Origin of the sequence: Streptomyces sp. NPDC007025 (assembly GCF_042869455.1) — a bacterium.
Classification (GTDB): domain Bacteria; phylum Actinomycetota; class Actinomycetes; order Streptomycetales; family Streptomycetaceae; genus Streptomyces.
Map to the genome: position 1 here is coordinate 203,684 of NZ_JBIAFT010000007.1, position 13,412 is coordinate 217,095.

The 13,412-nt window shown below is 68.5% G+C and carries 9 protein-coding genes; all 9 read left to right on the top strand.

Annotated elements, in window-relative coordinates:
* The first annotated feature begins 154 nt into the window (after positions 1-154).
* The 9 genes from ACFYMO_RS15890 to ACFYMO_RS15930 all read left to right on the top strand — a co-directional run bounded on the left by ACFYMO_RS15890 (position 155) and on the right by ACFYMO_RS15930 (position 13,379).
* On the top strand, positions 155-2,527 hold the full coding sequence (locus ACFYMO_RS15890) for an ABC transporter family substrate-binding protein (RefSeq protein ID WP_388546829.1): 2,373 nt from the start codon (positions 155-157) through the stop codon (positions 2,525-2,527).
* A 192-nt stretch (positions 2,528-2,719) separates the two neighbouring features.
* A complete protein-coding gene (gene typA / locus ACFYMO_RS15895; RefSeq protein ID WP_366774875.1) occupies positions 2,720-4,591 on the top strand; it encodes a translational GTPase TypA in 1,872 nt (623 codons plus the stop codon).
* A 446-nt stretch (positions 4,592-5,037) separates the two neighbouring features.
* Entirely contained in the window at positions 5,038-6,645 is a 1,608-nt protein-coding gene (locus ACFYMO_RS15900; protein ID WP_366774876.1) for an ABC transporter substrate-binding protein, read from the top strand.
* A gap of 86 nt (positions 6,646-6,731) precedes the next feature.
* The gene (locus ACFYMO_RS15905; protein ID WP_388546832.1) at positions 6,732-7,661 is read left to right on the top strand and encodes an ABC transporter permease; all 930 of its coding nucleotides are present in this window, start codon (positions 6,732-6,734) and stop codon (positions 7,659-7,661) included.
* Entirely contained in the window at positions 7,654-8,598 is a 945-nt protein-coding gene (locus ACFYMO_RS15910) for an ABC transporter permease (RefSeq protein ID WP_175488541.1), read from the top strand. The genes ACFYMO_RS15905 and ACFYMO_RS15910 overlap by 8 nt, the downstream gene beginning before the upstream one ends.
* 17 nt (positions 8,599-8,615) lie before the next feature.
* Entirely contained in the window at positions 8,616-9,593 is a 978-nt protein-coding gene (locus ACFYMO_RS15915; protein WP_388546835.1) for an ABC transporter ATP-binding protein, read from the top strand.
* Positions 9,586-10,632: an ABC transporter ATP-binding protein gene (locus ACFYMO_RS15920; RefSeq protein WP_388546838.1), complete on the top strand. Its 1,047-nt coding sequence runs from the start codon at positions 9,586-9,588 to the stop codon at positions 10,630-10,632. Before ACFYMO_RS15915 ends, ACFYMO_RS15920 begins: the two co-directional genes overlap by 8 nt.
* A 173-nt stretch (positions 10,633-10,805) precedes the next feature.
* On the top strand, positions 10,806-12,449 hold the full coding sequence (locus ACFYMO_RS15925) for an ABC transporter substrate-binding protein (RefSeq protein WP_366774965.1): 1,644 nt from the start codon (positions 10,806-10,808) through the stop codon (positions 12,447-12,449).
* A 6-nt stretch (positions 12,450-12,455) separates the two neighbouring features.
* Complete coding sequence (locus tag ACFYMO_RS15930) at positions 12,456-13,379, top strand: ABC transporter permease (protein WP_366774964.1); 924 nt, start codon at positions 12,456-12,458, stop codon at positions 13,377-13,379.
* The last annotated feature ends 33 nt before the right edge of the window (positions 13,380-13,412 follow it).

Genomic DNA, 13,412 nt, shown 5'->3' on the forward strand with positions numbered 1-13,412 from the left:
GAGTGCTCCGCACGGGTGGCGTGTGTACTCCGTACGTCGTGTTGCCCGCCTCCCGGGTGTGCGGGCGCCCTCGGCGGGGCGAAAAGATGTGATGAACCGCCAAAGCCGCCGAAAGTGGACGTACGCGGGCGCGGTCAGCCCCGGAGGTTTCAGCATGCGAGCCGTCCCAGCCGAATCACCAAGGCCCTCGAGGCCGCCCCGGTCGGAGAGGAACCCCGGCCGGTACGCCACCGTTCCGCCGAGCAGGAACCGGCGCCGCACCCGGCGCTGGATCGCCGCACTGGCCGCCGGGGTGCTGCTGCCGCTGCCACTCGCCGCGTGCGGGGGGTCGGACTCGCAGGACGCCGAGGCCGGGAACGTCGGCTCGGCCCGGGCCGGCGGCGATGTACGGGCCGCCGCGCGGCAGCAGATCGCCTCCGGCGGCACCCTGCGCTGGGCGGTGGACGCGCCGCCCAGCACGTTCAACGTCTTCCAGCCCGACTCGACCGAGGCGACCCAGCGGGTGGCCGGGGCCACCCTGCCCTCGCTGTTCGACCTGGACAAGCGCGGCCGCCCGCAGGCCGACCCGGACTTCCTGCGCAGCGCCGAGGTCACCGACACCGACCCGCGGCAGACCGTCGTCTACAAGCTCAACCCCAAGGCCCGCTGGAGCGACGGGCGGCGGCTGGGCGCGGCGGACTTCCGCGCCCAGTGGAAGGCGCTGCGCGGCAAGAACAACGCCTACTGGACCGCGCGGAACGCCGGATACGACCGGATCCGGAAGATCACCAAGGGTGCCGGGGACGACGAGGTGAAGGTCGTCTTCGGCAAGCCCTACGCGGACTGGCGGTCGCTGTTCACGCCGCTGTACCCGAAGCAGGCCATGCGCAGCCCGAAGGTCTTCAACGACGGCCTCCGCACCTCGCTGCCCGCCGCCGCGGGCCCGTTCCGGGTGGCGAAGGCGGGCAAGGACCGCTCCCGCACCCTGCTCAAGCGCAACCCCCGCTGGTGGGGCGACCGCGCGAAGCTGGACCGCATCGTGCTGACCGCCGTACCCCGCGACGAGCGGACCGCGGCCCTGGCCAAGGGCAAGGTGGACGTCGCCGACATCGGCGCCTCGACGGCCGAGCGGATCGGCGCCTCGAACGGGCTGGGCGGCCCGCAGCGCCCCGACGCGGCCGAGGGGGCCAAGAACGCGGCGGAGGCCCGCAAGCAGGAGGCGAAGCGGCGCGAGGCACGCAAGCGCAAGGCCCGAGAGCGGCTGGGCGCCGCCACCGCGCGGGCCCTGGGCGACTACGAGGTGCGCCGGGCCCTCGACCCGGCGTACACCCAGCTCACCCTGAACGCCTCCGGCGGCCCGCTCGCCGACGAGCGGGTGCGCCGCGCGGTGGCGCAGGCCATCGACCGGGACGAGCTGGCGGAGAAGGCGCTCGCGGGCACCGGGCTGCCGGACGATCCGCTCGGCAGCCATCTGCGGATGGCCGACCAGGACGGCTACCGGGACAACAGCGGGGCCTTCGGCAGCGCGGATCTCGACTCCGCGCAGTCCCTGCTGGCCGACGCGGGCTGGAAGACCGGCGGCCTCGCCGGGCCGAAGGCCGACGGGAGCGCCGGTGAGGCGGACGGCGAACAGCAGAAGGGCGAGAAGGGCGAGAAGCGCGGAGAGAAGGAGGACCGCACCGACGGCGGGCCCGCCGAGCCGCCCGCGGCGGCCGGCTCCCCCGACGCGGGCGGTCGCGCGCCGCACCGCGCCGCGGCCGAGGCCTCCGTCGTGCGGCTGACCGCCGCGCAGATCGCCCGGGTCGTGGACCGGCCGCTGGGTCTGACGGCCTCGGCCACCGCCCAGCGCGGCGCCGTCCTGGCCCAGGCCGCGCACTCCAGCCTGGCCTCCGCCGAGCGGGCCGGCTCGGAGCGCAAGCTCAGCCGGGCCAGGGCCGCGCTCGCCACGGCCGAGAAGGTGCAGGCCACGGCCCGGGAGATGCGGCTGCTGGCGGGCGACCCGGCCAGCGCGGTGCGCAGCAAGGACGGCAAGCCGCTCGCGCTGCGGTTCGTGCTGCCGAGCGGCAAGGGCTCGGCGCAGCTGCGGGCCACCGGCAAGCGCATCGCCCGGATGCTGAACGAGGTCGGCATCCGCACCCAGATCAAGGAAGTGCCCGGCGACAGCTATTTCAAGGACCACATCGCGGCGGGCGACTACGACCTGGCGCTGTTCTCCTGGCCCGCGACGGCCTTCCCCGCCACCGAGGCGCGGCCGATCTTCGCCAAGCCGCGCGCGGCGTCCGACGGCTCGCTGGTGGTGGAGCAGAACTACGCGCGCGTCGGCACCGACCGGATCGACCAGCTCTTCGAGCAGGCGGCGGGTGAGCTCGACGACGGGCGCCGCAAGGAGCTGATGGAGAAGGCCGACCGGCGGATCTGGGCGGTGGCCGGTTCGCTGCCGCTCTACCAGCGCCCGCAGCTCGTGGCGGTCAAGCGGGACCTGGCCAACGTCGGCGCCTCCGGTTTCGCCTCTCCCGCGTACCAGGCCATGGGTCGTCGGAAGAGCTGAGCGAGGGGCCCGGAGGCCCGCTACCACGGCCCCGTCCGGCACTCCGCGGACGGGGCCGTACCATGGTTGACGAGGCCGCGGCGAGCCGTGCCCGGCGTCAGGGACCGCGGCCGGCCGCACAGGGCCGGGCACCACCGGCCGGGAGGCCGGGGAAGCGCGGCCCCGATCCGTCAACCCGGGAGACACCCCCCAGTGCCCACGCGCCACGACATCCGCAACGTCGCTATCGTCGCCCACGTCGACCACGGCAAGACAACCCTGGTCGACGCCATGCTCAAGCAGGCCGGAGCCTTCGCGGCCCACCAGCTCGAATCCGTCGACGACCGGGTGATGGACTCGAACGACCTGGAGCGCGAGAAGGGGATCACCATTCTCGCCAAGAACACCGCGGTCCGCTACCACCCCAAGGACGGCGGTGACCCGGTCACCATCAACATCATCGACACTCCCGGTCACGCCGACTTCGGTGGCGAGGTCGAGCGCGGGCTGTCGATGGTGGACGCGGTCGTCCTGCTGGTCGACGCCTCCGAGGGCCCGCTGCCGCAGACCCGCTTCGTGCTTCGCAAGGCGCTCCAGGCGCGGCTCCCCGTGATCCTCTGCGTGAACAAGACGGACCGCCCCGACGCCCGGATCTCCGAGATCGTGGACGAGACCTACGACCTCTTCCTGGATCTGGACGCGGACGAGGAGCAGATCGAGTTCCCCATCGTCTACGCCTGCGCCCGCGACGGTGTCGCCTCGCTGACCCAGCCGGCCGACGGCGCGGTGCCCGAGGACAGCAGCAACCTGGAGCCGTTCTTCACCACCCTGCTGGAGACGGTGCCCGCGCCCGTGTACGAGGCGGGCGCGCCGCTGCAGGCGCACGTCACCAACCTGGACGCGGACAACTTCCTGGGCCGGATCGCGCTGCTGCGGGTCAAGGAGGGGTCGCTGAAGAAGGGCCAGACGGTGGCCTGGATGAAGCGGGACGGCACGGTGCACAACGTGCGGATCACCGAGCTGCTGATGACCGAGGCGCTGACCCGCAAGCCCGCCAGCGAGGCGGGGCCGGGGGACATCTGCGCCGTCGCCGGCATCCCCGACATCATGATCGGCGAGACGCTGGCGGACGCCGAGAACCCGGTGGCGCTGCCGCTGATCACCGTCGACGAGCCCGCCATCTCGATGACGATCGGCACCAACAACTCCCCGCTGGTCGGCAAGGGCGGCAAGGGCCACAAGGTCACGGCGCGGCTGGTCAAGGACCGGCTGGACCGCGAGCTGATCGGCAATGTCTCGCTGCGGGTGCTGCCCACCGAGCGCCCCGACACCTGGGAGGTGCAGGGCCGCGGTGAGCTGGCGCTGGCCATCCTGGTGGAGACGATGCGGCGGGAGGGCTTCGAGCTGACCGTGGGCAAGCCGGAGGTCGTCACCCGCGAGATCGAGGGCAAGCTGCACGAGCCGGTCGAGCGGATGACCATCGACGCCCCCGAGGAGCACCTGGGCGCCATCACCCAGCTCATGGCGACCCGCAAGGGCCGGATGGAGACCATGACCAACCACGGCTCCGGCTGGGTGCGCATGGAGTGGCTGGTCCCCTCGCGCGGGCTGATCGGTTTCCGTACGGAGTTCCTGACCGAGACCCGCGGCACCGGTATCGCGCACTCGATCTTCGAGGGGCACGAGCCGTGGTTCGGCGAGCTGCGCACGCGGCGCAGCGGGTCGCTGGTCGCCGACCGCTCCGGGACGGCGACGCCGTTCGCCATGATGAACCTGCAGGAGCGCGGCACGATCTTCATCGAGCCCGGCACCGAGGTGTACGAGGGCATGCTCGTCGGGGAGAACTCCCGGTCCGACGACATGGACGTCAACATCACCAAGGAGAAGAAGCTCACCAACATGCGGGCGGCCTCCGCGGACACGACGGAGAACCTGGTGCCCCCGCGGCGGCTCTCGCTGGAGCAGGCGCTGGAGTTCTGCCGTGAGGACGAGTGCATCGAGGTGACGCCGGAGACGGTGCGGATCCGGAAGGTGAACCTCGACATGAAGGAGCGTGCGCGGGCTGCGGCCCGCGCCAAGCGCTGACCGCGGGAGCGTCTCCGGTGCGGCGACGGCGCCGCTCGGCTTCGGCGTCCGGTCGCGCTGCGTAGCGGTCCGATCGCACGGACAGGGGCCCCACCTCTCTGGTGGGGCCCCTTCGTGCATCCTGGACTTCGCGCCGCGCTTCACTCGTGTCCGTTGAGCAGAGAATCCTCACAGGGGATTGTCCGTTTGATCCGCATTGATGCGCCACCACTCTCCGGATAACGGATAAGAAGTTGCATGTGTAACCAAAATGAGACTCGTTGACTCTGGTTCAACAGGGGGGTGAAGGCGGATAGTGAAGTCATCGAGCTCGGGTTAGAGAGTCACGCACCGTCATGTGGGCGCCGACTCCGCGAGCGTGGGGGCGTGTTGTGTTGATCCGGCAGAACTGTCGGATCCGGGCACCGCCCCTCTTTTCTTGGTGAAAACTCTGAGGAGGACGCCCCATGCGCGGCGCGAAGACGATGCAGTGGTCCGCTCTCGCGGCGGCGGTGGCCCTGGCGGCCACGGCCTGCGGCGGTTCGGACGGCGGCGGCTCGGCCGCCGGGAAGCCCGCCGGGTACGTCTCTATGTTCAACGGCGAGCCCCAGCACCCGCTGATGCCGTCCAACACGAACGAGAAGTTCGGCGGCTACGTCATCGACGCGCTGTTCACCGGGCTGGTCGGGTACGACGCCAAGGGCGGCCTGATCGACATGAACGCCGAGTCGGTCGACACCAAGGACAACAAGACCTGGACCGTCAAGCTCAAGAAGGGCTGGAAGTTCCACGACGGCACGGACGTGACCGCCGAGTCCTACGTCAAGGCGTGGAACTGGATGGCCAACGTCAAGAACAAGCAGGCCAACAGCTACTGGTTCGGCGACATCAAGGGCTACGAGGACGTCCACCCGGAGAAGGGCGACCCGAAGAAGGACGAGATGTCGGGGCTGAAGGTCGTCGACGACCAGACCTTCACCATCGAGCTGTCCGAGCCGGTCCCGTACTTCGAGTACAAGCTGGGCTACAAGACCTTCACCCCGCTGCCCGAGTCGTTCTACAAGGACCCCAAGGGCTTCGGCCAGAAGCCGGTGGGCAACGGCCCCTACGAGTTCCAGAAGTGGACCCACAACAAGCTGATCCAGGTCAAGGCCGTGGACAGCTACAAGGGGTCCAACAAGGCCAAGAACAAGGGCATCCAGTTCAAGAACTACTCCAAGCTGGAGTCCGCCTACCAGGACGCCCTCTCCGGCAACCTGGACCTGGTCGACGGCGTCGGTCCCAAGGACCTGCCCAAGCGCAAGGCCGACTTCGGCGACCGCGCCCTGGACGTGCCCTACGCCGGCACCCAGAGCATCGTCCCGGCCCTCTACTCCAAGCCGTTCAAGGACATCGACCCCAAGGTGATCCAGGGCCTGTCGATGGCCATCGACCGCAAGACGATCACCAAGACGGTGCTCCAGGGCACCCGCATACCCTCCAAGAGCTTCACCCCGCCCCAGGTCAAGGGCTACCAGAAGCTCGACACCGATGTGCTGTCCTACAACCCGAAGAAGGCCAAGCAGTACGTCGAGGACGGCGGCGGCGTCCCGGGCAACAAGATCTGGATCCAGTACAACGCCGACGGCGGCCACAAGGAATGGGTGACCGCGGTCTGCAACAGCATCACCAAGGCCACCGGGGTCAAGTGCGTCGGTGACTCCAAGCCGGACTTCCAGACCGACCTCGAGGCGCGCCAGGCCAACAAGGTCAAGGGCACCTACCGCGGCGGCTGGCTCGCGGACTACCCGCTGAACATCAACTTCATGCAGGACCTGTACAAGACCGGCGCCTCCACCAACTACGGCCGGTTCTCCGACAAGAAGGTCGACGAGCTCTTCACCAAGGGCGACCACGCCGACTCCCTCGACGCCTCCGTCAAGGACTACCAGGCGGCGGAGAAGGAACTGCTGAAGAAGATGCCGGCCATCCCGCTGTGGGACTACGCGGCCAACATCGTGCACGGCGAGGACATCGACGGCGTCAAGGTCGGCTTCGACGGCAACGTCCTCATCACCGACATCACCGTCAAGTAGCAGCACGTCGCTGACGCCGGGGCTGCCCGCACGGACGCGGGCGGTCCCGGCCGTCGCCTGAATCCTCTTTCCGTTACGGAGGCACTATGGGGCGCTATGTCGCGCGGCGACTGCTCCAGATGATCCCGGTCTTCATCGGGTCGACTCTGCTGATCTTCAGCATGATGTACGCGCTGCCCGGCGACCCCGTGGCGGCGCTCTACGGTGAAAAGCGGCCGGACCCCGCACAGATCGCGGCCATCAAGCATCAGCTCGGGATGGACCTGCCCCTGTGGCACCAGTACTGGAACTACCTCACCGGTCTGTTCCAGGGGGACTTCGGTACCCAGATAGCCACCCAGCGGCCGGTGGCCGAGGTGATCGAGCAGGCGTTCCCGGTGACGATCCGGCTCACGCTCTTCGCGTTCGTCTTCACCGTCGTGGTGGGTGTGCTGCTCGGCATGGTCTCCGGCCTGTTCGCCGACAAGGCCTTCGACCGGATCGTCCTGATCTTCACGCTGCTGCTGATCTCGATCCCCAGCTTCGTGCTCGGATACCTCTTCCAGTACCTCTTCGCCTTCCAGCTCGACTGGCTCACACCGACCGTGCAGGACTCCCGGGACATCGGGCAGTTGCTGCTGCCGGCCATCGTGCTGGCTGCGCTCTCGCTGGCGTATGTCACCCGGCTCACCCGCACCTCGGTGGCGGAGAACCTGCGGGCCGACTACATACGCACCGCCATCGCCAAGGGGCTGCCGCGCCGCCGGGTGGTCGGAATCCACCTGCTGCGCAACTCGCTCATCCCGGTGGTCACCTTCCTCGGTACCGACATCGGCGCGCTGATGGCCGGTGCGGTCGTCACCGAGGGCATCTTCAACGTGCACGGCGTCGGCAACACCATCTTCGAAGCGCTCAACCGGCGCGAGGGCTCCACGGTCGTCGGCATCGCCACGCTGATCGTCATCGTCTATCTCGTCGCCAGCCTGCTCGTCGACCTGCTTTACGCGGTCCTGGACCCGAGGATCCGTTATGACTGAGACCCTGAACGTGCCCGCATCGGCGTCCACGGATCCGCAGCCCGACCCCTCGGGCGCGGACGCCAAGCCGGCCAAGGGCCGCAGTCTGTGGACAGATGCCTGGCAGGACCTGCGGCGCAGCCCGATGTTCGTCATCTCGGCCGTGCTGATCGTGCTGCTGCTCACGATGGTCGCCTTTCCCGGCTGGTTCACCTCCGCCTCTCCGACGGTGGGCGACCTGACGCACCACTACCAGGGCGAGCCCCGCTACACCCACTTCTTCGGCGAGGACTGGTTCGGGTACGACACCCAGGGTCGTTCCGTGTGGGCTCGCATGGTCCACGGCGCCCGGGCCTCCGTGCTCGTCGGTGTGCTGGTGACGCTGTCGGTGACGCTGGTCGGTGGCATCGTCGGCCTGGTCGCCGGCTACTTCGGCGGCTGGCTGGACAGCGTGCTCTCCCGGATCACCGACATCTTCCAGGGCATTCCCTTCCTGCTCGGTGCCATGGTCGTGCTCACCACCTTCACCAAGAGCAATCTGTGGGTCGTCATCGCCGCCTTGCTCTTCCTGGGCTGGACGCAGATCGCCAGGGTGGCCCGGGGTTCGGTGATCACGGTCAAGCAGAGCGACTACGTGCATGCGGCGAAGTCACTGGGCGCGAGCACGGTACGGATCATGTTCCGGCACATCGTTCCCAACGCGCTCGCTCCTGTGGTGGTCGTCGCGACGACGGCGCTCGGCGGCTACATCGCGGCCGAGGCGACACTCTCCTACCTGGGCATCGGCTTGGCCGCACCCGCGGTCTCCTGGGGTGTGGACGTCTCCAACGGCAAGGACGCGCTGCGTACCGCGCCGCACATTCTGATTTCCCCCGCCGTCATGGTGTCCCTCACCGTGCTGGCGTTCATCATGCTCGGCGATGCGGTCCGCAACGCCCTCGATCCGAAGAGCCGTTGAGGGAGGCGGGAGAAGACATGACCCTCCTCGAAGTGCGCGACCTGCACGTCGATTTCCAGACCCGGGACGGTGTCGTCAAGGCCGTCAACGGCGTCGACTACAGCGTCGAGGCCGGTGAGACGCTGGCGGTGCTGGGCGAGTCCGGTTCGGGCAAGTCGGTGACCGCGCAGGCGGTCATGGGCATCCTCGACATGCCGCCGGGGCGCATACCCAAGGGCGAGATCCTCTTCCACGGCGAGGACATGCTCACCATGTCCAAGGAGGAGCGGCGCAAGATCCGCGGCGCCCGGATCGCGATGATCTTCCAGGACGCGCTCTCGTCGCTGAACCCGGTGCTGACCGTGGGCTACCAGTTGGCCGAGATGTTCCGCGTCCACCAGGGCCTGGGCCGCAAGGAGGCCAAGGCCCGGTCGATCGAGCTGATGGAGCGGGTGAAGATCCCCGCGGCCAAGGCCCGGGTGAACGACTATCCGCATCAGTTCTCCGGGGGTATGCGGCAGCGGATCATGATCGCGATGGCGCTGGCGCTGGAGCCGGACCTGATCATCGCGGACGAGCCGACGACGGCGCTGGACGTCACGGTGCAGGCCCAGGTGATGGCCCTGCTCGCCGACCTGCAGCGCGAGTACAACATGGGGCTCATCCTGATCACGCACGACTTGGGCGTGGTGGCGGACGTGGCCGACAAGATCGCGGTGATGTACGCCGGCCGGATCGTGGAGACGGCGCCGGTCAAGGAGCTCTACCGGGCCCCGGCGCACCCCTACACCAAGGGCCTGCTCGAATCCATCCCGCGGCTCGACCGCAAGGGCCAGGAGCTGTACGCCATCCAGGGGCTGCCGCCCAACATGGCCAAGGTGCCGGAGGGCTGCGCCTTCCATCCGCGCTGCCCGGCGGCGCGGGACATCTGCCGCACCGAGCTCCCCCCGCTCGCCGAGGTCGACGACGCCCGCGGCAGCGCGTGCCACTTCTGGAAGGAGACGATCGATGCCTGAGCGGCGCGAGCATTCCGAGCCGATCCTGGAGGTGCGGGATCTGGCCAAGCACTTCCCGCTGACGCAGGGCATCCTCTTCAAGCGGCAGATCGGCGCGGTCAAGGCCGTCGACGGTATCTCCTTCGACCTGTACCCGGGCGAGACGCTGGGCATCGTGGGGGAGTCGGGCTGCGGCAAGTCGACAGTGGCCAAGCTGCTGATGAACCTGGAGCGGCCGACCTCCGGGAGCATCCGGTACAAGGGCGAGGACATCTCGAAGCTGTCGGGGCGGGCTTTGAAGGCGGTGCGGCGGAACATTCAGATGGTGTTCCAGGATCCGTACACGTCGTTGAATCCGCGGATGACGGTGGGGGACATCGTCGGGGAGCCGTTCGACATCCATCCCGAGGTGGCCCCGAAGGGGGACCGGCGGCGGCGGGTGCAGGAGCTGTTGGATGTGGTCGGGTTGAATCCCGAGTACATCAACCGGTATCCGCATCAGTTCAGTGGTGGTCAGCGGCAGCGGATCGGGATCGCGCGGGGGCTGGCGCTGCGTCCGGAGATCATCGTTGCCGACGAGCCGGTCTCGGCGCTGGATGTGTCGGTGCAGGCGCAGGTGGTCAACCTGATGGAGCAGCTCCAGCAGGAGTTCGGGCTCTCCTACATGTTCATCGCGCACGACCTGTCCATCGTCCGGCACATCTCCGACCGCGTCGGCGTGATGTACCTCGGCAGGATGGCCGAGATCGGGACGGACGAGCAGATCTACGAGCACCCCACCCACCCCTACACCCAGGCACTGCTGTCGGCCGTGCCGGTGCCCGACCCGGAGGCGGAGGGGAAGCGCGAGCGGATCGTGCTGGAGGGCGACGTGCCCTCACCGGCCAACCCGCCCTCCGGATGCCGGTTCCGCACCCGCTGCTGGAAGGCCACGGACAGGTGTGCGGAGGAGGTGCCGCTGCTGGCGGTGCCCTCGGTGTTCGACGGGACCGGGTCCGGTGCGGAGCACCCTTCGGCCTGCCACTTCGCGAAGGAGGACGCCGCGGTGGTCGCCGCCTGACACCGCGCTCTCCCCACGCTCGGAGGGGAGAGGACACCGCCGGCACCGGCCGGCGGTGTCCTCCGAACGGGTTCCAGCCCGTTCCGCCGTGGGCAGGGCAGCCAGGCATATGGTGTCAAAAGGTGTTATGTGGATCTGAGGCGTACTCGGACCCCAGCGCACCAGGAGGCACCATGCGTGCAGCCACCCGCACCACCGTGATCCGGCGGGCGCTCGCCGCCGCAGGGGCCGTCGCTCTGACGGCGACAGCGTGTGCCAGCAGCTCGGACGGCGGCGGAGGCGGTTCTGCGGACGGGGTCGTACGCGCGTTCTGGACCGATCCGCAGCACCCCGTGGAGCCCGCCAACACCAACGAGGTGCAGGGCGGCAAGGTCCTGGACATGATTTCCCGGGGTCTGAAGAAGTACAACCCGACCACGGGCGCGGCCGAGAACGCCGTGGCCGAGTCCATCGAGAGCGACGACCAGCAGAACTTCACCGTCAAGCTGAAGAAGGGCTGGAAGTTCTCCGACGGCACCGCCGTGACGGCCAAGTCCTTCGTGGACGCCTGGAACTACGGCGCGCTCGTCACCAACAAGCAGATCAACTCGTACTTCTTCCAGTACATCGAGGGCTATCAGGACGTCCACCCGGAAAAGGGCAAGCCGACGGCGAAGACCCTCTCCGGGCTCGACGTGAAGGACGCCCGCACCTTCACCGTGAAGCTCAACCAGAAGTTCTCCCTCTGGCCGCAGACCCTCGGGTACAGCGCCTACGCGCCGCTGCCGAAGTCCTTCTTCACCGACCACAGCGGCTGGCTGGAGAAGCCCGTCGGAAACGGTCCGTACAAGGTGGACTCCTACACCAAGGGCCAGTCGATGAAGCTGTCCCGGAACACCCACTATGCCGGGGACGACAAACCCCGCAACAAGGGCGTCGAGCTGAAGGTCTACACCGACCAGAACACCGGCTACACCGACCTCCAGGCGGGAAACCTGGACGTCGTCGACGAACTCCCGGCCGGGCAGCTCAAGAACGCGAAGCGGGATCTGGACGGGCGCTACATCAACCAGCCCGCGGGCATCATCCAGACCATCTCCTTCCCCATGTACGACAAGGCGTGGCAGAGTGCGAAGGCCGCCAAGGTGCGCCGCGGACTCTCCATGGCGATCAACCGCAAGCAGGTGACCGAGAAGATCTACCACGGCACCCGGGAGCCGGCGACTGACCTCACCTCGCCCGTGCTCAAGGCCGGCGGCGGCTACAAGCCGGGCCTCTGCGGCAACGTGTGCGAGTACGACCCGAAGCAGGCCAAGAAGCTCATCGAGGAGGGCGGCGGGCTGCCCGGCGGGAAGATCACCCTGACCTCCAACGTCGACACCGGCTCGCACCGGCAGTGGATGGAAGCCGTCTGCAACAGCATCAACCGCACGCTGGGCCGGAACAGCGCCTGCACCGTCAACCCGGTGCCCACCTTCAGCGAGTTCCGCTCCGACATCACCGACCGGAAGATGACGGGGATGTTCCGGACCGGCTGGCAGATGGACTACCCGCTCATCCAGAACTTCCTCCAGCCCATCTTCTACACCGACGCCTCCTCCAACGACTCGGGCTTCTCCGACCCCCAGGTCGACAAGCTGATGGACAAGGCGAACTCCGCCACCGACGAGAAGGCCGCCATCGGTCTGTTCCAGCAGGCCGAGAAGCGCATCCTGGACACCCTCCCCGCGATCCCGCTGTGGTACCAGAACGGGAACGCCGGCTATTCCAGCCGGGTCAGCGACGTCAAACTCAACCCGTTCTCCGTCCCGGTCTTCACCGACATCAAGGTCAAGTGAGCCGCCGTGGGGCGCTACGTCGTCAGACGACTGCTCCAGATGATCCCGGTGTTCATCGGGACGACCTTTCTCATCTTCGTGATGGTGTACGCCGTCGGGGACCCGGTCAACGCGATGTTCGGGGAACGGGCCCCCGACCCGGCCACGGCCGAGCAACTGCGCGAGGAGTTCAACCTCGACAAGCCCATCTGGCAGCAGTACGTGCTCTACATGGGCAACATCTTCACCGGTGACTTCGGAAACGCCTTCAACGGCCAGCCGGTGACCGAACTGATGGCGACGGCCTTCCCCATCACGATCCGGCTCGCGGTGCTCGCGATCGTCTTCGAGATCCTCGTCGGCATCACCCTGGGAGTGCTGACCGGGCTCCGCCGCGGGCGGCCCATCGACAGCGGGGTGCTGATGCTGACCCTCGTCGTCATCTCCGTCCCCACGTTCGTGACCGGCAGCCTCGCGCAGTACCTGCTCGGCGTGAAGTGGGGCTGGATCTCCCCGGCCGTCTCGCCCGCGGCGCCGGCCCGCGAACTGCTGCTGCCCGCGCTGGTCCTCGCTCTCGTCTCACTGGCCTACGTCACCCGGCTCACCCGGACCTCGATCGCGGAGAACGCCCGCGCCGACTATGTGCGCACCGCCGTGGCCAAGGGGCTCTCCCGGCGCCGGGTGACCGTGCGGCATCTGCTGCGCAACTCGCTGATCCCCGTCGTCACCTTCCTCGGTACGGACGTCGGCAACCTGATGGCCGGGGCGCTGGTCACCGAGCGGATCTTCAACATCCACGGAGTCGGCTTCCAGCTGTGGCAGGGCATCGTCCGGCAGAACTCGCCCACCGTCGTCGGCTTCGTGACCGTCCTCGTCATCGTCTTCCTCCTCGCGAACCTGCTCGTCGACCTCCTGTACGCGGTGCTTGACCCGAGGATCCGCTATGCCTGACCCGCCCCGCCTTGGCAGGGCAGACGCCTCCGA